Source organism: Nonomuraea thailandensis, from assembly GCF_024172165.1.
Taxonomy (GTDB): Bacteria; Actinomycetota; Actinomycetes; order Streptosporangiales; family Streptosporangiaceae; genus Nonomuraea; species Nonomuraea thailandensis.
On record NZ_JAMZEB010000002.1, the window covers coordinates 3060032 to 3081736 of the forward strand.

The following is a 21705-nucleotide window of genomic DNA, read 5'->3' on the forward strand; positions in this document are numbered from 1 at the left end:
TGTCTCGAAAACCGCCCGGTCTACAGGACCGCCCGGTGCACCTCGAAGGCCTCGGCGCTGTGCACGCCCATCTCCGCCCCCCGCATGCGGGCGAGCGCCGAGACCACCTCGCTGCTGCGGATGTGCGGGCTGGGCCTGGCCTGCGTCGCGTAGGCCGCGAGCGCTTCCAGCTTGCGATCGAGGTGGGCGGAGATGTCCACGAAGGCGGTGCACCTGCCCATCGGGTCGGCGGCCCACTGCAGCTTGGTCATCTCGTACGACATGACGTACGGGACCAGCCACTTGCCGAACTGCCCGCCGATCGGCCGGGCCGCCGCGAACCCGGCCCGGAAGGCGGCCACGTGGTCCTGGTCGTAGTCGTCGCCGCTGGGCAGCAGCAGCAGGTCGGGACGCAACCGGTCCATCCGCTCCTGCAGCAGGTCCACCAGCTCGCGCAAGCCGACGGTGTCCAGGCGCTCGGTGAGCTGCCGATCCCCGTAGGCGATCTCGTAGCCGAACCCCAGCAGCTCGCTCACCTGCTCGATCTCGGCCGTGCGCTGCCGGAACGTCGTCGGCCGGGCCAGGCCGTAGTGGCTCATGCCGTCGACGGCGAGGTAGAGCACGTGCACCTCGCAGCCGTCGTCCGCCAGCCTGGCGAGGAGCCCTCCGCAGCCGAGCACCTCGTCATCGGCGTGCGGTGACACCAGTAGAACGCGGTCAAAGCGGCGCACAGCGCCCCCTGACGTCCTCGCGACTCTCGTAGTAGTCCGCCGTGGTCCTGATGAGGTCGTCCAGGTTGACCGATGGCTTCCACCCCAGGGTGGTCGCCGCGCGCAGCGCCGGCATCTTCTCGAACGACTCCGCCTCGGCGTAGGCGTCGCCGTGCCGGCGGCGTCCGTCGGTGTGCAGGATGGGCGAGTCGCTGCCGAGCAGTTCGCGTACCCGTTCGGCGAGCCTGCCGATCGTCGTGCGATTGGCCGGGTTGCCGATGTTGACGATCGGCTCGCCGGCGTCGATCGCGGCGTCCATGTAGTCGAGGACGAAATGGGTGAGGTCGTCGGCGGCTGTGAACGCCCGCACCTGCTTCCCGTCGCCGAAGACGGTCAGGGGCCGTCCCGCGAGCGCCTGCTGCACGAAGGTGGGCATCACGAAACCCCCGGCGCGTGACTGCCGCTGCCCGGCGACGTTGAACGGGCGGATCACCACCGCCCGCAGCCCCCGGGCCATGCTGTTGACCGTCATCGCCTCGACCATGGCCTTGGCGACCGCGTACTCGATACGGGCGTTGTAGGCGGTGGGCACCCGGAGAGGGTCCCGCTCGTCCAGGATCCCGCTGCGGCCGTAGACCTCCGCCGAGCTGAAGACGCACAGCGGGACGCCTGCCGCCAGGCACGCCTCGACGACGGCGCTGGAACTGGCGACGATGTCGTAGCCCAGTGTGCCCGCCCTGGGCAGGATCCCGGCGGGGCCGACGTGCGAGGCGGCATGGATCACCCGGTCCACGCCGCTGAACGTGCCGCCGCCGGCCAGATAGTCCTCGACGGGCTCCCTGACCACCTCGTAGCGTGCGTCCGACGCGTAGTCGGAGCCGTCGATCACCGCCCCGACGGTCGAATCGATCACCCGGACCCGGAATCCCGCCGCCAGATAGGCGTCGGCGACGTGGGAACCGATGAAGCCGAGCCCTCCGGTGATGACAACCTCACCCACGTGACCTCCTAATCAAACGACTGCAACGTTTCGAGACAGGACCGGGTGACGGACCGGGCCAGATCCACCGGGATGACCGCCGGGTCCGCGAACATGCGCACCCCCAGGTAGTCCGCCATGGCGTGGAACACCACGCCGAAACGGGGGATCCGGTAGTCGGCGGGATCGCCCTCCTCGATCCGGATCGACGCGGACCCGGCCCGTTGCTCCGCCGCCGGCCCGCGATCGAGGGGCATGTAGTTCACGAAGTGCCCGACGGCGCCGAACCCCACATAGTCGTCGTCGACGCCCGCCTCCGCCAGGACCTCGCCCAGCTCGTCCTGGTCGAAGGCGGCATGCGCGGAGGCGGCCAGCAGGGACCTGCGCACCTGGTCGGCCACGCGTGCCGGCGTCCCGCTGGAGACGTCCACCCCGATCAGGGTGTTCTGGGCGAGCATGCCCACGTATCCGGCGGCCCCGGGCAGCTGACGGTTGGAGCAGGTCACGCCCAGCGGGAACGAGTCGACTCCCGTGTGCGCGGCGCACGATCTCGCCAGCGCCGTCAGGACGACGGAAGCCTCCGACGTTCTCCAGCGCGTGGCGAGCCGCCGCACGTGCCTGCCCAGGTCCGGGCCGTGACCCAGGACGACGGGAAAGCCGCCGTTCGCGCCGGCGGGCGGCGCGGCCCCGCCGAACAGCGGGCGCGGATGTTTCCGCAGCACCTCCCGCATGTACGCGGCACTGCGGCTGCTGGTCTCGGCGCCACGCCGGCTTCGCTCCCCGGCGGCCCACCGGACGGGCTGGCTCGTGGGGTCGGGCAGCGCGGACGGCGCCTCCAGCAGCGCCAGGAACTCGCGCTCCAGGATCGAGCAGGCGGCCCCGTCCGTGATCATGTGCGAGGTGATCACGAGGACCCAGGCGGGCGCCCCGCGGACGGTCAGGATCGCGAACCTCGCCAGGAACTCCTCGTCCCACGCGAAGTCACCGCCGATCAGCTCCCCTGCCAGCCGGTTGAGGTCGTACTCGCTCTGCTCGCCGGTCGCGACCTCCCGCGCCCGCACGGCGAACGCGCCGTCACCGTGCACCTGCTGAGTGAGGCCGCGGGGCGAGTCCAGCAGGCGCGTGCGCAGCGCCTGATGACGCTCCACGAGCCGACCCAGGGCGGACCGCACGTCTCGTCCGGAGGCCCCGGGCGGAACGCGCCAGTGGTGGGAGAGGTGGAACTGCGAGCGGTTGTGCGGGTGCGCGTCCTGTATCGTCCAGATGTGGCGCTGGCCCCAGGTCAGGGGGGCGGTTTCCCGGGCGAGCCCGGCGAACGAGATCTCGTACGTGGTGTCCACGATGCCTCTCTCAGATCGCCGTCACTTCGAACACCGCGGCCTCCGGACCGACATCCCGGAGATGCCGGAGCGAGAAGGCCGGATGCGCGAGCCGAAACGTCTCCAGCGCACGTCTCTCGCCGTGCTCATCGCTGGCCCCCATGTCGTTGTAGTCGTCGAAGATGATGATCGAACCGACCCGCAGCCGGCCGTGCAGGAAGCGCAGCACCTCGAGGCAGGATTCGTAGACGTCCACGTCGATGGTGCAGACGGCCGCCGGCGGGAAGTCGTACTCGCGGGCGAGAGCCTCGAACAGCTCCTGGCCGTAGAACCCCTCGAAGAGCCGCAGCCGCCGGAAGTCGGCGCCGTGCGCACGCAGGTTCGCGACGACCTCGTCGTAACCCGCGGCGAAGTCCCCGGTGTCGTAGAAGGCGCCGTCCACCGCCGAGGCGGGAAGGCCCCGGAAGGAGTCGAAGCCGAGACACGTGAAGTCCGCCCCCGCGTACTCGCGGGAGATCTGCTCGGCGAACCACAGGCTGTACCCGCGGTAGAGGCCGAACTCGTAGTACGCGCCGCCCGCCAGCGGATCATCCGGGCGCTCGCTCATCCGCTGGAAGGCGCCGTGGATGGCGATCGGCAGATGGGGGGACAGCGTGACGAAGGGCCGGCCGGTGGTGACCTCCCGGAGAAAGTGCCTGGCCGGCTTGGGCAGGCTCCGGTAGGCGTTCGTGACCTGGCGCAGGAGCGCGGGCCTCAGCACCGCTCGCCGCTTCCGGAAGCGACGTCCGATCCGGTCCCCGCCCGCCGCAGCGCGTCACCGACGAGACCGGCAAACACCTCGCGGAAGCCTGGATCGGCGAAGATCTCGTACTCGTAGTGCTCGGCGTCGAGCCGGTACGTGCGCAGGGCGCCGGCGTACGGCTCCCACTGCTCCACGTGCTCCGGTGCGGCCTCGGCCGCGAAGTAGTGCACCGTGCCGGGATAGCGGGCGGGCCGGTACGCCGCGCACGCGCGGATCAGCCGGGCGTACACCGTCAGCTGCCGGCGCAGCGCGTCGCTGCCCATGTCCCTGGCCAGAGCGTCCCCGCCGCGCAGGACGCCGACCACCTCCGGGTCGCCGGCATCGGCGTGATCGCGCACCCGGCCCTCGACGCGGCGCAGCAACTCGCGCAGGCGGTCCTCCATCAGGACGCTCTCGTCCGGCACCGAGGTGGATCCGAACACCGGGGGAGGGGCGTCTATCAACGCCAGCAGCCCGACCTGCGCGCCCTGCGCGTGCAGCCTGCGGGCCAGCTCGAAGGCGATGGATCCGCCGCCGGAGAATCCGCACAGCAGATACGGGCCCTCGGGCTGCGCGTCACGGATCTCGTCGAGGTAGACGTCAGCGAACTCCGCGATGGTGCGCGGGATCTCGCGCTCGCCGTACAGGCCCGCCGCCCGCACCCCCGACAGCGGGACGGGCAGCAGGCTCCGCAGCGCCCAGATCGCGAACGCGTTGCCGGAGGCGGAGTGGACGTAGAAGAGCTTGGGCCGCGGGCCCCGGGAGTCGGGCAGCAACTGCACGCACAGATCGAGCCGGGCATGCGTGCGCAGATAGGCGCCCAGCGCGTGCACCTTGTCAAGGCGGCGCACCAGGTCCGCCGTCAGTTCCAGACCGGTCGCGGCGCCGAGCCTCGCGGCGATCCGCGCGGCGGAGCCGGCGCCGCGGGCGGCGCGCAGGCCCGTACGCGGGGTCACCGTGGTCAGGGCCAGCTCGTCGGCGAAGACCTCGGCCGCCACCGCCTCCCACTGGTCGCGGAAGCGGCCCTGGTAGTAGCCGGTCATGCCGCCCCGCCCGCGTCACCGGCCGCCGCGAAGCGGGCCACCTCGTGATAGGTCGCGACGTCCGGCAGCGCCGTCAGCACGTTCGTCAGGCGCTCCTCCGCGTCGGCGTGATGCTCGGCGTGGGCGTCGTCCAGCGCGAGCCGCGCCTGTGCGGCGACGAAGTTGACGCAGCTCGCGGCCTGCATGGCGAACGAGCGGTCCGGATCCAGCACCGCGGTCCCGCCCGCCGCGCGGTAGGCGGCCATCGTCTTGCCGATCGCGGCCCCGTCGACGCCGCCGGCGGTGAACCAGCGCAGCAGGGCCATGGCCAGCTCCCGGTCGGGGCACCCGGCGCCGGTGTCGTCCCAGTCCAGCAGGACCCAGCCACGCTCCGTGACCACCACGTTGGAGCACTGGACATCCAGGTGGCACATGATCCGGTCGTCCGGCTCCGAGGGCGTCACCAGCGACGCCAGTCTCCGCAGGCCGGGCAGCGTGGCCGCCAGCCGCTCCTGCCACGGCCGGCGCGCCCCCGCCGGGCCGGCCAGGCGTTCCCAGTCCACCTCGTCGAGGGTCTCGTACCAGGGCTCGGGCGGGTCCGGCGCCGTCAGGGCCAGCCCGTGCAGGCGCGCCAGCAGCTCGCCCAGACGTTCGGGCGTCTCCGCCTCGTCCGGGCGCGGCGCCGGGCCCTCCTGCCAGTCATAGAGGCGGACGCCGCTGCCGCCCAGGTCCGCAGGCAGGTGCCCCACCAGCGCTCCGTCCGGGGTGGGGACGTTGCGCGGGGAGCGCACGCCGACGGTCGCCGCCGCCTGCTGGAACGCCGCGCCGCGGGCCACGGCCCGCTCGTCCACGCCCCAGAGATGCTCCTTGACGGCGTACGCCGCACCGCCGGCCGTCAGCCGCCAGACCTGTCCCATCGCCCCGCGGCCGACGGGGGTGACGTCCGCACCGGCCGCCTCCAGCCCGAAGAGCTCGCACAGCGCGGCGGCCAGCTCCGCTCGCGATCGTTCAGTCATGCGCGGGCCCCGCCGTCCGTGCCGAGATCAGGATGTGGTCGAGCCCCGGGGGGAACGCGTCCTCCCGCACCTCGGCGATGTCGAACCCGGCCAGTCGCAGCGCCGCGGTGATCTCGCGGATCCTCCGGGGATACTGGCGCAGCGTCCGGTACCAGGTGGTCTCGACCGTGGCGTCCGCGTCCAGGATCTGATAGCCGAACGTGCTGGTGAGGACCCCGGAGGCGGGGTCGTACGCCGACTGCTCGTCCACCCGGAGCAGCCGCCCGTCAGGAAAGTCGAAGAAGCCGTGCGTGCGGGTCAGCCCGCCGCCGGACCCGGTGATCGAGGCGAGAAAGGCGACGTCGAAGCGCTCGGCGTCCAGCAGCAGGATCCCGCCCGGCCTCAGGACGCGGCGCAGGTTGCGGAACAGCTCGTCCAGCGCGTCCTCGCCGATCAGGTGGGCGACCAGGTCGTTCGGCAGGATGGCCGCGTCGACCTGGTCCATCGCCGGCAGCGCCGGGGCCGTCTCCCGCGCCAGACGCACCCGGGCGGCCACCTCTCGCGGCAACGTGGTCAGCCGGTGCGCCAGATGCTCCAGCATCCGCGCCGAGCTGTCGACGCCGATCACCTCGGCTCCGTCCACCGCCAGCGGCACCAGGATGTCGCCGGTCCCGCATCCCACCTCGAGCACCCGGGGCCGGCCCGGCAGCGGCGACAGCTCCTTGCGGTACACCTCGCCGACCCGCGGAGCGTGGCCGACGTTCAACTCGTAGAGAAGGGGGTCGTAGAAATCCAGCAAGGTGCTCATCGAACGGTCGGCCTCCCAGGTACCGGGCTGGACGAAAGCAGCTCCGCCATGCGATCCGCGAACGCCGGCCTGGGCGGATGCGCCCATTCCGGGTCGAAGTAGGGGTAGGTGTCGAGGTCGTAGGGGTGTCCGACGTCCAGGAACGACAGCAGGTAGTCGCGGACGGCCGACCGCCCGGCCTCGTCGGCCGGTTCCGCCGCGTAGGAGACGCTCCACTGCCGCCTGTCCCGGCCGCCGATGCTGGCGTGCCACAGATGGACGTCGAACGCGATCACGTCGCCGGGGTTCGTCGTGACCGGGACGCCGGGCCACATCGCCGCTTCGGCGCGCTCGTCGAACAGCGGCTCGGCCGCCGGCCACCGGCGCCGGTATTCGGCCAGGGCGCGGCCGTACCTGCCCCGATGGCTGCCGGGCAGCACCTGCAGGGCGCCGTCGGCGGCCGTCAGCGGCTCCAGGTAGGCCACCATCTTGACCGCCGTCAACGAGGCGTCCGCCGAGTCCTGATGCCAGGGCGAGGAGTCGCGGTAGAGGATCCCCTTGGCGGGCTTCGGCAGCACCGGCGTGCCGAGGAGCCTGACGGCGGCGGGCAGGAGACGCCCGGCGAGCAGCTCCCGGCTCAGGGGCGTGCGATCGCCCATCATCGGCACGTAGTAGCCCTCCGTGCCGGTGGCGTGGGGGACCGGGGCGGCAGGCAGAGCGTAGTTCGCGGCCAGCGCGTCGTCCACCTCCCGGCGCAGGCCCTCGACCTCGGCCGGCTCCAGCAGCCCGCGCCACACGCAGAAACCGTGGGTGGCGAAGAAGTCGGCGTCGTGCATGATCTGCCCGTCCGGTGGCTCGATGCTCATCTCGTCACCGTTTCCGGGTTGGACATGCCTCCGAGGCGGTAGCGGAGCGTCTCCCTCTCGGTGGAGGCGGTGGGGATGCCGAGCCGGACGATCTGCCGCAGGAGGAGGTCGTCCTCGCCGATGCGCTCCTCCACCTCGGCGGCCGAGCGCGGTGTGGCGATGCGCAGCACCGGCAGGACCGTCGAGTCGAAGAGCCACTCGCCCATGTCGACCATGCCCACGCCGCCGTCCGGGCGCCGGACGGCGTCCCTGATCACGCTGCTGTCCGCGGACATGATGCCTGCCGAGGCGAGCTCGGCGAGCCGCTGGACGGCCTTGTCCCCCGGTGGCAGCCACGGGAAGCGGTCGACCAGGACCGGGTTCCCGTCCGCGTCGATCATGCGGCGCCAGGAGTGGACCGCCGGATAGCCGCGCCTGGCCAGCGCCAGCAGACCGGCCAGATGATCGGGTGACCAGGTGTTGTCGTCGTCGAGAAAGGCGAGGTGATCGCCGATCCGGCGATCGATGGCGAACTGCCGCAGCGTGGCCACGCGCGTCCACGGCTCGGCCGGGACGGCGCCCGAGTGCCCGACCGTCGTGAGGCGGACACCGTCGAGCCCGGCAGGCAGCAGGACCTCGTCCGGAGCGTCGGCCCCCTTGTCGAGCCACACGGTCACCGAGATGTCGGCGTCCACGTCTCGCTGCGCCGCCACGCTCTCCAGCGCCGCCGCGAGCAACCGCGGGCGCTCCCCCCGGGTCACGACCACCACCTCGACGAGCGGGCGTCGCCGCGGCACGGCTCTGGACCTGCGGGCGCCTCCTGTCATCGCCGTGGCCAGAGCGTCCAGTGCGGGCTCGCCGGCCAGGAAGAGGTGGTGCGGGATCACGACGTGCCGGTCGTGCCAGTGCCGGGCCCGCTCCAGCGGACCGGTCAGCTCCCCGAGCCCGGCGTACTGCTTCACCGTCGCCGGCCGGTACAGCGGCCCTTCGGGCAGCGGCGGATAGACGCGGTCGAGGACGATCCCGGTGTCACGGCTCACCTTCGCGATGAAGGAGCCGGCGTCGCTCTCGTGACCGGGCAGCCGCACCGCGAGCCCGTAGAAGTTGCCCGAACGGCGCGCGCCCTCGTCCGCGAACGCCTGCCAGCCCGCGCCGGCCAGCCGGTCGAGCAGGTACGCCAGCCCTGTGGCGCGGCGCCGCGACTGGTCCGGCAGCCGGGCGAGCTGGTCCAGCAACAACGCCGCCGACAGCTCGGACATGGCGTGGTTGGCTCCGTGCTGCAGCCCCGCCGGTTCGAGCTCGTTGAGCAGGCCCAGGGCCGGTTCGGGCAGCCTCCGGCGCGAATCCATCATCAGCGACTCGATGCGTGAGGCCAGCTCGCCGTCGTCGGTCAGCACGACACCGCCCTCGCCGGTCGCAAGGATCTTGGTCGCCTGGGTGCTCATGATGCTGATGTCGCCGAGCGAGCCCGCCACCCTGTCACCGGCGGTCTCGGCGAGCTGGGCATGGGAGGCGTCCTCGATCAGGACGGAGTCCGGAAACCGACGGCGGAGCGCCGCGACGTCGCACTGCTGCGCGTAGAGGTGGACGCCGAGCACCGCCCGGGGCGAGTCGACCGGGCTGTGACCGACCAGGCAGGGGGAGCCGTCGGTGCCGTCGAAGAACGCGGGGACCGCGCCGACCCGCAGCACGGCGGTGGCGCACGCCACCCACGTGGTGGCGGGAAGCAGCACCACGTCGCCCGGACCGACGTCCGCGGCCTGCAGCGCGATGACGATCGCGCTGGAACCGCTGGCCGTCAGGGTGGCGTGGCGGCGCCGGGTGAGCCTCGCCAGCGCCGCGGCCGCCATCACGTTCCGCGACGGCCAGCGGCTCGGAGGTCCGCTGACCGCCAGGCGCCCGCTCAGCAACGCGGCCTGGATCGCCTGCACGCTGAGATCGTCGATCTCGGGCCAGACGGGCCGGTGCGGGGCCGGCTCAGGAAGCGGTCGCGTCGTCATCTATTCACCTGCCAGGGGGAGTCGTCGCCTGCTCGGGCCGGGCGCCTGGCCGGACCTGGCCGGCAGGAAGGAGGCGCAGTGGGCGGGGCTCAGCAGCACCCGGTGCCGGGCGTAGGGTGGATAGCTCGCCTCGTCGAAGTCGGTGTATCGGTTGCGGTAGCACCATCGGCACTCCTCGAAGTCGTCCGAGATCTGCCCCGCGCCGGCGGCGTGCTCGGCCCGGAGGCGCTGGTAGCGCGGCCCGTTCCAGATCTCCTCGAAGCCGGATCGGCGAAGGTCCCCGATCAGGTAGCGGGTGCCGGGCGCGCCGATCAGGTGGTCGCAGAAGCCGGTCTGTCCCCGGTAGTTGACGTAGAAGTACATCCACGGGTGCGTGCAGGTCTTGTCGGCGTGCGACAGGTCCGCCCATCCCGGGTCGAGCGCGGTGTTGAGCTGCACCTCGACGCCGCCGGCCGCCGCGGCCCGCGCCGTGTCGTGCAGAGCGTCGGCCAGCGCCGCACGGTGGAACCGCAGATCGCCGGGATCGTCCGCGTCGAGGCTCACCACGTTCAGGTTGACCCGCACCCCGAATCGTTCGCCCAGCGCCACGATGTCCGCCAGTTCGCCGAGGGCCTGGCTCTGCACCACGACGTTCAGCACGATGTTGTCCGTCCCGGTCCCCAGCCGGGCCGACTCGTCGACGATCGCCTCCAGGTTGCGCAGGACCACCTCCAGCCGGGCGCCGCCGCGCAGCGCGGCGAACGTCTCGGCGCGCGCCGCGTCCAGCGAGACGGTGATGTTCACGCCCTGCCGCACCATCCGGCGCCACAGCTGCTCGTTCGTCACCGACAGGTTCGTCACCAGCCGGACCCGGCAGCCGTAGCCGATCGCCCGGTCCACGAATTCCGGGAAGCGCTTCAGCACGGTGCTCTCGCCCCAGCCCCGCAGGTCCACGATCTCCGCGGTGGGGAACAGCTTCTCGGCGACCTGGTCGAACAGCTCCATGGACATGTTGCGCGAACGGTCGAACGGGCCGCCCGAACGGCACATCGCGCACGACAGGTTGCAGTTCTCCGTCAGCTCCAGGAACAGCACCCGTGGCAGGCTGCTCAGGACGGTGGCACGCTCCTCGAACTCCGCGATGTTGCGGTCGCGGTTGGCTCGCTTGAGCTCATCGAATCGGGGGTCACGCGCAGGCTCCACGTCACGCACCCCCTTGCGCGGGGTGCCGCGCCGGCGGAGCGCCGATCGCCGTGCGCAGGTCCGAGGCCTCCCAGGGCCGCTCACGCAGGTCGAAGGCCGCCCTGGCGCCCACCCGTTCGCGCTCGACGATCTCGAACTCGTGCAGCTCACGCCGAAGCCGCACCGTGAACTCCCAGTAGGGGTGGTCGTGCGCGTCGAGCGCCGCGGCCAGCGCGGGATCGGCCCGCTGCAGGGGCGCGGTGCTGACTCCCGACAGCAGCACCACGTTCCGGCAGGTGCGGCACAGCTCCGACAGGATCCGGCTGAGCGTCCGCTCGGGGAAGCTCCGCCAGTAGTCGGTCACCAGCCCGAGCTCGAAATGGTCATCCGGGTACGGAACGCGGGTGCCGAGAAGCGGCAGCCACGGGATCTCGCGGCCCGGCCCGGACCACTCCCGAGCGTCTCCCGGAAAGCAGACCGCGTCAGGGGCCCTGAGCCCGGCCGGCCAGCCGGCCGGATCTCCCAGCACCAGGACGTTCCCGGCGGTGGCGACCCGCGCGCACACCCCGGGAAGCTCCTCGAGCCGCGCGCAGTCCGACGTGGCCGGATCCAGCGCCCGGGCGAACCGCTCGATCGCCGGCACGAGCTCGCGCGAGCGCACGATGTCGTAGCTGCAGACCGCTTCGACCTCCAGCGTCGGATACATCCGCACCAGGATCTGCTCGTTGTGCCGGTCCTGGACGATGTCGCGCCCGCGAAGCCGGTCATGGGGCTGATGCACCGCCTTCGCCGCCGGCGCGAAGACGGTCGGCAGACCCGCACGTGCGAGCCGGTAACCCATCTCGATGTCCTCGACGCCCTTGGCGGGGAACTCGCTCTTGAACCCGCCCACCTGCTCGAAGGCCCAGCGAGGCATGCTGACGTTGTGGGTCCAGAAGAAGGCCCAGTCACTCGGCCGCGGATCGGCCAGCAGCTCGCACAACGGGTCGTGAAGCTGCGGCGTCCCCTCCATGCGCCCGGCGAGGCCGGCCGGATCGCCGAAGTCCCAGTCGTCGCCCAGCAGCAGCCTCCAACCGGCCGGAGTCAGCTCGCGCACGCTCGTGTAACCGCACACCGCCACCTGGCGCCCGGCGTGCGCGTCCAGGTGAGCCCGCAACAACCCGGGGTGCGCCAGGCAGTCGGCGTCGAGGAAGACGAGCACCTCGCCCTCGGCCTGCGCGGCTCCGGCGTTTCTCGCCTCCTGCACGCCTCTTGCCGTGTCGTGCCGGAGGAAACGGAGCTTGAACGCCGGCGCCAGCGCCGCCAGTTCAGCGGCGAGTTCGTCGGCCAGCGGCCGTTCGGAACCGTCGTCGACGAACACCACCTCGAACGATTCGGGGGGAAGAGTCTGATGAGTCAGACTGCGGAGAACATTTCGTGCGGCGACACTGCGATTGTGCACCGCCGTTACAACGGAAACGTCCACGACACCTCTCATGAGCGCACAATAGAAGTACGTTGCAATCAGGGCAGGCAAAGAATTGTCGGCTGCGAGCGTCGCAGTCGCGATTCACAGTGAAGATAGCGACGGCCGGTATATTGCGAGTATGTCCGTCATGCGGTCCTGAGGATGGCCTTGGGTTTCTCGCTGGTGGCGCATGTTCGTGATCAGGCGTCATCACCCTCGTGCCGGGGAGGGGCATGCGGTCCCGTGCCGTGGCGGGCCGGCCAGGATGGCGGCAAGCCGCCTGGACAGCGCCAGAGTGGTCAGCGACGGGTTGGCCGCGCCCAGGCGCGGGAACGTGGCGGGCCCGAGCACGTACAGCCCGGGGACGTCCTCGACCTCGTGCCGCTCGGTCAGCCCGTCGCCCAGGCGGATGGTGCAGCCCTCGTGGTTGACGGTCCCCAGCGCGGACGCGTACGTGACCAGGCCGCCTGACAGCGGCCGCCAGGTGCCGAACCCGCCGAAGACCAGCGGCGTGGCCGGCAGCCCGTACCGGGCGCCGAGGGAGCGCCAGAGGTCGCCGAGCCGCTGCTGCTGCTCCGCGACCAGCGCTTCGTCGGCCTCCGCCAGGGCCGCGCCCACGTGCACGCTGGTCGTGCCGTCCGGCGCCCGCCGGTGCTCGACGAAGCTGCGCTCGTTCGGCAGGTGCTCGCCCATCGTGCTGACCTCGACGCGGACCGAGCCGGACGCGAGTTCCTCGGTGCCGAGGAAGAGGTTCGAGCGGTGACCGCCGTCGCCGGGGGAGACGAAGTGACCGGCGGGCAGGGCCACGGCGGGATCGGCCGCGCCGGCGGGCAGGGTCAGGGTGAACCCCTGGACGATGTGGTCGCTGAGACCGGTCAGCCGCTGCCGGGTGGTCCCGCCGTTCGCGCGCGAACGCAGAACGAGCCGGCTGTTCTCGATCGTGCCCGCGGCGAGCACCACCGCGTCCGCCCGGATGTCGACGGGATCGCAGTCCCCGGCCCGAACGGCCCGGACGCCGGCGGCCCGCCCGTCGCGCAGCAACACCCGCTCGACGGTGTGCTGGCAGGCGATGGTGACGCCATCGAGGGCGCGAACGGGGCTCGCCGTGACGGGGTCACGCCAGTAGTCCAGCGGCGAATAGGCGCTCCAGCGGCTCCCGGTGCCGCGGACCGCTCTCGGCACCGGGTGGAAGTCCAGGCCCGCCAGGGAGAACGACGGACCCGGTCCGCGGGTGTCGCCGGGCGAGAGGGCCGCGGCCGGGATGCCGAGATCCTCCGCGACCTGGGCATAGAGCGACGCGCCGCCGCGCCGGCTCCCTGTGAGGTCCGCGATGACGGACGCCGGCCACCAGGGTTCGATCAGCGCCCAGGGGTCCATCGGCACCACGATCCCCCACCAGTAGAGCGAACGTCCGCCCAGCCGGCGCCGGAGCCCGGACCCGTCGGCGAAGTGCGGCGATCCCACGGGCTCCCAGCCGCGGAAGAAGTGGCGGTCGCGTTCCGGACGCAGGACCACTTCGCCGGCGCGCCGCTCCGGGTAGGACTGCGACACGTGGCGGGACTCGAGGCCCGGACCGGACTCGATCACGAGCACCTCGCCGGCTCCCGACCGGTGCAGCTGACCGGCCAGCTCGAGCCCGGCCATGCCGCCGCCCACCACGATGACGCCCGCCCGGCCGGGGAGGCGCGGCGGCGCCGGGAAATGTGCCATGACTATGCCTGCCGCGCGGCGCCCGCGTCGCCGAGGCCGGGCCGATAGGGGGTGAGAGTCGCGTTCACGTAGGCCGTTCTCCTTTTTTGCGAGTTGTCATGAGGCGCACTCGTGGGCCGCGACGGAAAGCTCCCGTGGCCGCCCGGCACCGCTCGACAGTAGCAAATGCGCAAAGCGGGTCGAGGGATTCGGCTGAATAGAGAATTGACCCGCGGTGAGAAATGCCGGCCACTCTTGCCGACGCCCATTGTTGCGGTGCCGAATTCGTCCTGCGGGAGGCGGGTCCGGCGGCGTGCGACCCGATGCCGGTGACGCGGAACTCCTCCGGACGTAGTGTGCGGCAGGCTCGTACAGGAAAGGTGTACGTTCGTGATCTTCCATCGTGGCCGTCGCTTAGCCCGACGCTTGTCGACCAAGACCCTCGCGGTGTCCGGCGTCCTGCTGCTCGGCGCATCGCTGAGCATGACGCAGGCCGGCCAGGCCGCCACCACGGCGTTCCGGCCTCCCGCGCTGCAGCCGATCGACCCCCAGCGCGTGCAGGACCAGCAGGACATGACCTGGCAGGACTACAAGCCGATCCCCGGAGTGAGCTGGGCCACCGACGGCGCGGTCCCGGCCGATCGCGCGCTGCGGGTGGCCCTCGTGGCCGTGGACTTCCCCAACCAGCCGTTCGTGATCACCCGGCCGAAGCATTCCGACCCCTTCGGCAACCCGCAGCTCGACCCCATCACCAGGGACGAGGTCCCGCGGTTCTACGCCGACTTCTTCAACAAGCCGAGCCCGGTGAACCACTTCCAGACCATCAACGGCTACTGGATGGAGCAGAGCGGCGGGAAGATCGGCGTCTCCTCGATCACCGCGTTCGGGCCGTACGAGCTGCCGAAGGACTCCTTCCAGTACGGCCTCAACGACATCGGCCAGGAACAGCAGCAGGGCTGCCCCGGCCGGACCACGGTGACCGGCAGCCAGTCCGCCGTGAGCACCATCGAGGTGGCGTCGACCGCGTTCCTCAAGGTCGGCGACGTCGTCACGATCGCGGGGGTGACCCCGTCCGGGCGCAGGGTGGTCACCGGCATCCCGGACAGCACCCATCTCACCCTCGACGGGACGGTCACGGTCCCGGGCGGCGCCGGCGTCAACAACTGCGCGGGGACCAGGCTCGAAACCGACGCCGACACCCTCTGGCACGCCGACGCGAACTGCACCGGCAACTGCGGCTACGACGTGGTCCTGCGGATCTACGCCGGCTACGACGAGACCTCGGTGTGGCAGGAGTTCGGCGAGATGAAGTTCGACTCGCCGGAGGACGTGCCGCGGGAGGTCTGGGGAAACCCGAACCCGGAACAGCCCACCAGCGTGCGCAGCCGGTACGTCCCCTGGACCTCCTGGCTCGCCGGCTCGCAGCTCTGGGGCCAGTCGACGGTCCGGCAGGGTGAGAGTTCGGGCACGATCACGCACGAGCTGGCCCACTTCTTCTTCAGCATCGGTGACAACAACAACAATCCGTACGCGCGGCCGTACCACCGCGCGGGGTCGGGCCCGTGGGACATGCTGGACCGGGGCTCGTTCAACGGGCCGGGCGGTCCGCACAACCGCTGGCAGGTTCCCGCGCAGCAGGGCGCCTCGATGGCCGCCGAGCAGACGCTGCGGAACAAGATCGGCATGGGCTTCGTCCCCTACTCCTCGGTGGCGCGGTTCAACCGTGACGGGCTGGCCAGGTCCGGCCTCGCCGTCGTGGACGTGATCGCCAGGGCCGTGAACACCGGCCCGCTGCCGGCGGGCTCCCGGGCGGGCCTGCAGGTGCTGCTGGACGGTGACGCGCCGGTGGACCGCTCGCCCGCCTGCGACGTCAACGCCGACCCGCTGTGCGACGGCGGCGGCCCTTCCGGCGGATGGAGGAACTACACGCTGGAGACGGTGCAGCGGATCGGGTACGGCTCGTTCCAGCCGGACAACGGCGTGCTGATCGCCAAGAACAAGCCCTACGAGCCCGGACAGGACGGCAGAGAGGGCTCGACCTGCGGCTACAACTGCTTCACGTGGGTCGTGGACGCGCATCCCGAAGACATCGGCATGCTCGACTACGAGCGGCCCGACGGCACTGAGGTGATGCGCACCATCGGTGACTACCGGCAGCTCAACGACGCGTTGTTCCACGCCGGCACGAACTCGGGCTCGGCGAACGAGTACCTCGACGCCGCGAACGGCCTGCACTTCTACATCCTGAACAAGTACACCGACGAGAACGGCTTCCTGCACTACGTCCTCGGCGTGCGGAACCCGGCGGGCGCCGGGCCGCAGCAGCGTGGCGTGGCGCTGGGCAACGGGCGGGCGGGCGGCAAGGCCCCCGAGTACGCCACGAACTGCTCCTTCCGGCTGACCAACACCGGCAAGGACGCGGCCACGGACCCGGCGCTGCACCCGCAGGACGAGCGGGCCCACCTGCGCAACGACGTCTACCGGCTGTCGGCTCGGGCGGCGGGCCCGGGCTGGTCGGCGCACCTGCCGAACAACCTGGCCACGGCCGCGTTCGGCGAGTCGGCCGACGTCCCGGTCTTCGTGACCCGTACGCCGGGCAGCGCCAGGTCCGCCACGGTCACGCTGACCGCGACGTCGGTGAGCGACCCGGGGAGGACGGCGACCTCCACCTGCAAGGTCAAGACCAAGGACACCGACCACTGACCCGGTGCGTCACCTTCTCGCCGGCGTCGTACTCGCTCGGGGGACGCGGCGCCGGCGAGGGGCCCGCAGAGCTCCGCGTCTCGATGTGCAACACATCAGTAACAGTTCGGCTGGCTGGTCTAGTCGGCGAGGTCTGTGAAGGCTACTGATTCGTCAGACGTCCTCATCGTTGACCATGAAAATGTTAGCGCTAACATTTCGCGACGGCACGAAACCACCTGTCCACGGTGCAGCCACCGCTCGTAAGCGAAGGGATGACGGGCCATGACAGCGTCCGAGAAGCCGGGAGTGAGCCGCCGGACATTCGTACGAGCATCAACCGTCGGGCTGGCGTTGGCCGTGACGGCCAAGCCTGTTCCGGCGGCGGCGGCGGAGGCCTCGGCCGCGGGGGTCGCCGGGATCCCGTACGTCGGTGCGGGGAGCAACACGGCGGTCAGGCCGTTCGCGCTGGGCGAGGTACGCCTGAACGCCGGTCTGCTGCAGGAGAAGCGGGACCGGATGAAGGCCTTCCTGCAGGCGTTCGACGAACGCCGCTTCCTCATGCTCTTCAACGACCAGGCCGGCCGGCCGAACCCTCCGGGCCTGCAGTTACCCGGAGGCTGGGAGAACGGCGGGCTGCTGAGCGGGCACTGGGCCGGCCACTACCTGAGCGCCCTCGCCCAGGCCTACGCCGACCAGGGCCAGCAGGTCTTCAAGGACAAGCTCGACTGGATGGTCGACGAGCTCGCCGCGTGCCAGGCCGCCATCACCGCGCGGATGGACGCTCCCGGCGGGGGGAACGAGCCCGAGGAGCCCGTCATCGGCCGGGTCGAGGGGCGCTTCGGCAAAGGTCTGCGCCTCAACGGCGGCAGCGGCGCGGAGCATCTGCGCCTTCCCCAGGAGGCGGTGTCCCAGCTCACCGACTTCACGATCGCGACCTGGGTCAACCTGGCCGTGGCGCAGACCTGGAGCAGGATCTTCGACTTCGGCCAGAACACCACGGTCAACATGTTCCTCACCGCCCGCTCGGGCGCGGCCGGCAATCCGCCGCGGTTCGCGATCACCATCGGCGGCAGCGGTCAGGAGCAGCAGATCACGGGCACGTCGGCCTTGCCGACCGGGCAGTGGGCACACCTCGCCGTCACGCTCTCGGGCACTGTCGGAACGCTCTACGTCAACGGCGCGGCGGTGGCCACCAACACCGGCATGACGCTCGACCCGACCAGCCTCGGCGTCCCGGGCAACATCTGGATCGGCCGCTCCCAGTACGGAGACCCGCTCCTCGACGCGACCATCGACGAGTTCCACGTCTTCGACCGAGCCCTGAGCGCGGGAGAGGTCCAGTCCCTCACGACGTCCGCCGCGGGATCCACGGGCGGCGGGAACATCGCCTGGTACCGCTTCGAGGAGGAAGGCGGATCGACCGCGCTCGACTCGTCGCCCAACGGCCGCGACGCCGGCATCGTCCCCGTCACGCAGGGAGGCGGCGGGCTGTGGGTGCCCACCCATCCCGGCTATCTCGGGGCCATCCCCGAGGACGCCGTGATCCGGCTGGGGCCGCCCCGGTTCGCCGTCTACGGCAGCAACCTCGGCACGAACGTCTGGGCGCCCTGGTACACCCAGCACAAGATCATGCGGGGCCTGCTGGACGCCTACTACCTGACCGGCAACGAGAAGGCTCGCGAAGTCGTCATCAAGATGGCGGAGTGGGCGCACCTCGCCCTGACCGTCGGCGACAAGAACCACCCGCAATACCAGGGGCCCATCACCAGGAGCGACCTCAACCTCATGTGGGACACCTACATCGCCGGCGAGTACGGCGGCGCCAACGAGGTGTTCCCGGAGATCCACGCCCTGACCGGGGACGCCAAGCACCTCGACACGGCCAGGCTCTTCGACAACCGGGAGTCCCTCTTCGGCGCCTGCGTCGAGAACCGGGACATCCTCGTGGTGACCGACCCCGCCGACCTCGGCCGGCGCCGCCCGGCCCGGCTGCACGTCAACCAGCACGTGCCCAACTTCGTCGGCTACCTGCGGATCTTCGAGCAGAGCGGCGACGAGGACTACTTCCAGGCAGCGAAGAACTTCTTCGGCATGGTCGTCCCGCACCGCATGTTCTCGCACGGGGGCACGGGCGGGAACTACCCCGGCTCCAACAACAACATCGAGATGTTCCAGAACCGGGACAACATCGCCAACGCGATCGCCCAGGGCGGCGCGGAGACCTGCTCCATCTACAACGTCTCCAAGCTGGCCCGCAACCTCTTCTTCCACACGCAGGACCCGGCCTACATCGACTACTACGAGCGAGCCGTGCTCAACCAGATCGCCGGCTCGCGAGCCGACGTGGCCACCACGAGCAACCCGCAGGTGACCTACTTCCAGCCCTTGACGCCCGGCGCGAACAGGTCCTACGGCAACACCGGCACCTGCTGCGGGGGGACGGGGCTGGAGAACCACACCAAGTACCAGGAGACCGTCTACTTCAGGGCCGCCGACGGCTCGGCCCTCTGGGTCAACCTCTTCGTGCCCTCGACCATGACCTGGGCGGAGAAGAACCTCGTCGTGACCCAGGAGACGAACTTCCCGCGCGAGGCCAGGACGAAGCTCGTCATCGACGGCGCCGGCGCCCTCGACATCAAGCTGCGCGTCCCCGCATGGGCCCGCAACGGGTTCACCGTGCGGATCAACGGAACCATGGCGCCGGTGCGGGCCGCCGAGCCGGGCACCTACGTGACGCTGCGCCGCACCTGGCGCCCCGGGGACGTCATCGACGTCTCGATGCCGTTCAGCATCCGGATCGAGCGTGCCATCGACCGGCCGGACACGCAGTCCGTCATGTGGGGCCCGCTGCTCATGCCGATCGTCGGCAACCCCGGCGGCGGCAGTTACCGGGAGCTGTCGCTCTACCGGTACCTCAAGCGGGACGGCGACTACGCGCGGGCGGCCATCACGCCGGCCGGTACGAGCGCGGCAGGAGACCCGATCTTCACCACGCACGGGTTCACCCTGCGCCCGTGGTACGTCGGGGACACCCAGGCCCACTCCGCCTACTTCCGCCGGGTGGAGCCGCAGATCGTCTTCGGGAGCATCGACTCCGGCGTTCCCAACGTCAGACGCAACGACGGGCTGCCCGACTACGACGTCCCGGTCAGCGGCATCCCGTCGCCCGGCACCGACGGGCTGACGTTCCTCGACGTGGTCTGGGACAATGCGCCGTTCGCGACCCACGGCGCGTTCGTCGCCACGGTCGCCAGGACGGCCGAGCAGTTCGTGGCGGCCGGGCGCCTGACCGATGAGCAGAAGGACGCGGTGGTGGCGGCCGCCGCGAGAGCGCGGAGCGAGCTGGCGCCGTAGGCGCGGGTCGGAGCGCCTCCCTTCACATCCATGACCTCACCGAAGGTGGCACGTGACTGTTGAGTTCAGGCCGTCGGAGCTGTGGGAGCCCGACACGCGCCGCGACCCGCACGCGTTCCACGCCCGCGTACGGGCCGCCGGCCGGCCCGTCCCGCAGGTCGACCCGGCCGGTCACCGGCTCTGGGTCGTGGCGCGCCATGCCGACGTCCTCGACGGCCTGCGGCACCCGGCCATCGGTCACGAAGTGCTCAGGCATCAGGCTCCGGACGTGATCCCTGAGCACCACCGGAGCGAGGCGGCACGAATCGCGGCGCGCCAGCTCATCCAGCTCGATCCACCCGACCACACCCGGCTGCGCGGGCTCGTCAGCACGGCCTTCACGGCCCGGACGATCGCGCGGCTGGAGCCGTGGATCGCCGGCGTCGCGGACCGGCTGGTCGCCCGCGCCCGCGGGCTGGGCACGTTCGACGGAGTGGCCGACCTGGTCGATCCCTTGCCCGTGAACGTCATCGCCCAGCTCGTCGGGATCCCCGAGGAGGACCGCGCCCGGTTCCGCGAGTGGTCGGCGATCATCGTCTCCGCGGCCGACCACGATGCCGCGGCGACGCTGGCCTTCGCCGCCTACCTCGACGAGCTGGCCGGGCGCCGCCGAGCGGTCCCCGAGGACGACCTGCTCTCCGAGCTCGTCGCGCTGGAGTCGCAAGGTGACGCTCTCGACCGCGACGAGCTCGTCGCGATGGTGCAGCTCCTGCTCATCGCCGGTCAGGAGACCACCGTCGACGTCCTCGTCAACGGCATCCGGCTGCTGCTCACGCACCCTGAGCAGTGGCAGGCCCTGCTCGCCGACCCGTCACTGGCGAGCGCGGCCGTCGAGGAGACGCTCCGGTTCCGCGGGCCCGTCGAGATCGTTCCGCCTCGCTTCACCTTCCGCGAGGTCGACATCGCGGGGGGCACGATCCCGGCGTTCGAGCGCGTCGGCCTGTCACTGTGGGGCGCGAACAGGGACCCCTCGGTCTTCTCCGATCCGGACGTGTTCGACCTCCATCGCCCGGACGTCCACCGGCACCTCGCCTTCGGCCACGGGACGCACTTCTGCCTGGGCGCCTCCTTGGGGCGGCTCGAGGCTCGCATCATGTTCGAGCGCATCGCCCGCGAGCTTCCCCGGCTGCGGCTCGCGGTGGAGCCGGAGGAGCTGGACGGCTTCCGGCTGCACCAGGGATCCTTGCCGCTGCGGATCCGGCCCGGTGCGGCGACCTCCCTCTGATGCGGGGCCGCGCCGCGGGGCGGAGGTGAGGTCAAGGACGGTGACGCCGTGGTGTCGCGGCCGGCGACCAGCCCCGCTGCGCGAGTGCCCGAGGCCGTGGTCCTCGGGCTCGCTGTCGACGTCTCCGGGAGGCTCCTGGAGATCCCTTTTCCGCGCTCCGGCGGCATGCTGATGAGCGCGGGAGATCGCACCTAGTTGAAGCAGTCCTGCTTCTTGAGCGCGATGCCGTACTCGGTGACCTTGCCGTGCGTGACACCGAAGGAGTAGTAAGCCTTCTTGTTGCCGGGGGCCGTGATCACATAGTAGCCGTGGATGTCCTTCTTGATCTTCGGGTAGGCGGCCTTCAGCTGCTTGGTGGTGGAGCCGAGCCTGATGCCCTCCGGGGTCCTCATGTCCTTCGCGGCGAAGATGGCGGCCAGCCCCACGCGTGGTGAGATGTAGATGCCGACCCCGTTCTCAGGAGTCGGGTACTTCTTCAGGTCCCAGCCGGAGCAGCCGCCTCCGCCCGGCATCTTGCCGACCACGTCACCTGTGGCCTTGGCCTGCTTGACGGTCATGCCGAGCTTCACGGCACCGTAACCGTACGGCCCCAGCGCCGGCTTCGCCTGCGCCACCGCGGCGGTGGCACCGGAGACCATCAGGGAGCCCGCGACCAGCGAGGTCACGATCATCGTCTTCATCATGTCTG

The 21705-nt window shown here is 71.1% G+C and carries 16 protein-coding genes; 3 read left to right on the forward strand and 13 right to left on the reverse strand.

The genetic code is table 11. The features are described from left to right. Nucleotides 1-20: 20 nt before the first annotated feature. The 12 genes from HD597_RS17700 to HD597_RS17755 form a co-directional block, all read right to left on the reverse strand. Entirely contained in the window at nucleotides 21-710 is a 690-nt protein-coding gene (locus HD597_RS17700; RefSeq protein WP_253743531.1) for a PIG-L deacetylase family protein, read from the reverse strand. Continuing rightward, nucleotides 697-1689 carry an NAD-dependent epimerase/dehydratase family protein gene (locus tag HD597_RS17705; protein WP_253743533.1) on the reverse strand — a complete coding sequence of 331 codons (993 nt, stop codon included), beginning with the start codon at nucleotides 1687-1689 and terminating at the stop codon, nucleotides 697-699. Before HD597_RS17705 ends, HD597_RS17700 begins: the two co-directional genes overlap by 14 nt. Nucleotides 1690-1697: 8 nt before the next feature. Then, complete coding sequence (locus HD597_RS17710) at nucleotides 1698-3008, reverse strand: condensation domain-containing protein (RefSeq protein ID WP_253743535.1); 1311 nt, start codon at nucleotides 3006-3008, stop codon at nucleotides 1698-1700. Nucleotides 3009-3018: 10 nt separating this feature from the next. Beyond that, nucleotides 3019-3747 (reverse strand): TylF/MycF/NovP-related O-methyltransferase, encoded by a 729-nt coding sequence (locus HD597_RS17715; RefSeq protein WP_253743537.1) that lies wholly within the window; start codon nucleotides 3745-3747, stop codon nucleotides 3019-3021. Beyond that, complete coding sequence (locus HD597_RS17720; protein ID WP_253743539.1) at nucleotides 3741-4811, reverse strand: thioesterase domain-containing protein; 1071 nt, start codon at nucleotides 4809-4811, stop codon at nucleotides 3741-3743. The genes HD597_RS17715 and HD597_RS17720 overlap by 7 nt, the downstream gene beginning before the upstream one ends. After that, a complete protein-coding gene (locus HD597_RS17725) occupies nucleotides 4808-5806 on the reverse strand; it encodes a phosphotransferase enzyme family protein (RefSeq protein WP_253743541.1) in 999 nt (332 codons plus the stop codon). Before HD597_RS17725 ends, HD597_RS17720 begins: the two co-directional genes overlap by 4 nt. Then, the gene (locus HD597_RS17730) at nucleotides 5799-6593 is read right to left on the reverse strand and encodes a class I SAM-dependent methyltransferase (RefSeq protein ID WP_253743543.1); all 795 of its coding nucleotides are present in this window, start codon (nucleotides 6591-6593) and stop codon (nucleotides 5799-5801) included. Before HD597_RS17730 ends, HD597_RS17725 begins: the two co-directional genes overlap by 8 nt. Further along, entirely contained in the window at nucleotides 6590-7438 is an 849-nt protein-coding gene (locus tag HD597_RS17735; RefSeq protein WP_253743545.1) for a phytanoyl-CoA dioxygenase family protein, read from the reverse strand. Before HD597_RS17735 ends, HD597_RS17730 begins: the two co-directional genes overlap by 4 nt. Next, complete coding sequence (locus HD597_RS17740) at nucleotides 7435-9417, reverse strand: DegT/DnrJ/EryC1/StrS family aminotransferase (protein ID WP_253743547.1); 1983 nt, start codon at nucleotides 9415-9417, stop codon at nucleotides 7435-7437. Before HD597_RS17740 ends, HD597_RS17735 begins: the two co-directional genes overlap by 4 nt. Beyond that, nucleotides 9418-10599 carry a radical SAM protein gene (locus HD597_RS17745; RefSeq protein ID WP_253743549.1) on the reverse strand — a complete coding sequence of 394 codons (1182 nt, stop codon included), beginning with the start codon at nucleotides 10597-10599 and terminating at the stop codon, nucleotides 9418-9420. A 1-nt stretch (nucleotide 10600) separates the two neighbouring features. Beyond that, entirely contained in the window at nucleotides 10601-12055 is a 1455-nt protein-coding gene (locus HD597_RS17750; protein ID WP_253743551.1) for a glycosyltransferase family 2 protein, read from the reverse strand. A 180-nt stretch (nucleotides 12056-12235) separates the two neighbouring features. After that, entirely contained in the window at nucleotides 12236-13735 is a 1500-nt protein-coding gene (locus HD597_RS17755; RefSeq protein ID WP_253743553.1) for a GMC oxidoreductase, read from the reverse strand. A 405-nt stretch (nucleotides 13736-14140) separates the two neighbouring features. Here HD597_RS17755 and HD597_RS17760 point away from each other — a divergent pair, with 405 nt between their 5' ends. The 3 genes from HD597_RS17760 (at nucleotide 14141) to HD597_RS65840 (ending at nucleotide 21017) form a co-directional block, all read left to right on the forward strand. After that, the gene (locus HD597_RS17760; protein ID WP_253743555.1) at nucleotides 14141-16417 is read left to right on the forward strand and encodes an immunoglobulin domain-containing protein; all 2277 of its coding nucleotides are present in this window, start codon (nucleotides 14141-14143) and stop codon (nucleotides 16415-16417) included. A 264-nt stretch (nucleotides 16418-16681) separates the two neighbouring features. Beyond that, nucleotides 16682-19753 carry a beta-L-arabinofuranosidase domain-containing protein gene (locus HD597_RS17765; protein WP_253743557.1) on the forward strand — a complete coding sequence of 1024 codons (3072 nt, stop codon included), beginning with the start codon at nucleotides 16682-16684 and terminating at the stop codon, nucleotides 19751-19753. Between the two features lie 52 nt (nucleotides 19754-19805). Further along, nucleotides 19806-21017 carry a cytochrome P450 gene (locus tag HD597_RS65840; protein WP_253743559.1) on the forward strand — a complete coding sequence of 404 codons (1212 nt, stop codon included), beginning with the start codon at nucleotides 19806-19808 and terminating at the stop codon, nucleotides 21015-21017. Between the two features lie 191 nt (nucleotides 21018-21208). Here the strand turns inward: HD597_RS65840 and HD597_RS17775 are convergent, their stop codons facing one another. Further along, nucleotides 21209-21688 carry a hypothetical protein gene (locus tag HD597_RS17775; protein WP_253743561.1) on the reverse strand — a complete coding sequence of 160 codons (480 nt, stop codon included), beginning with the start codon at nucleotides 21686-21688 and terminating at the stop codon, nucleotides 21209-21211. Between the last annotated feature and the right edge of the window lie 17 nt (nucleotides 21689-21705).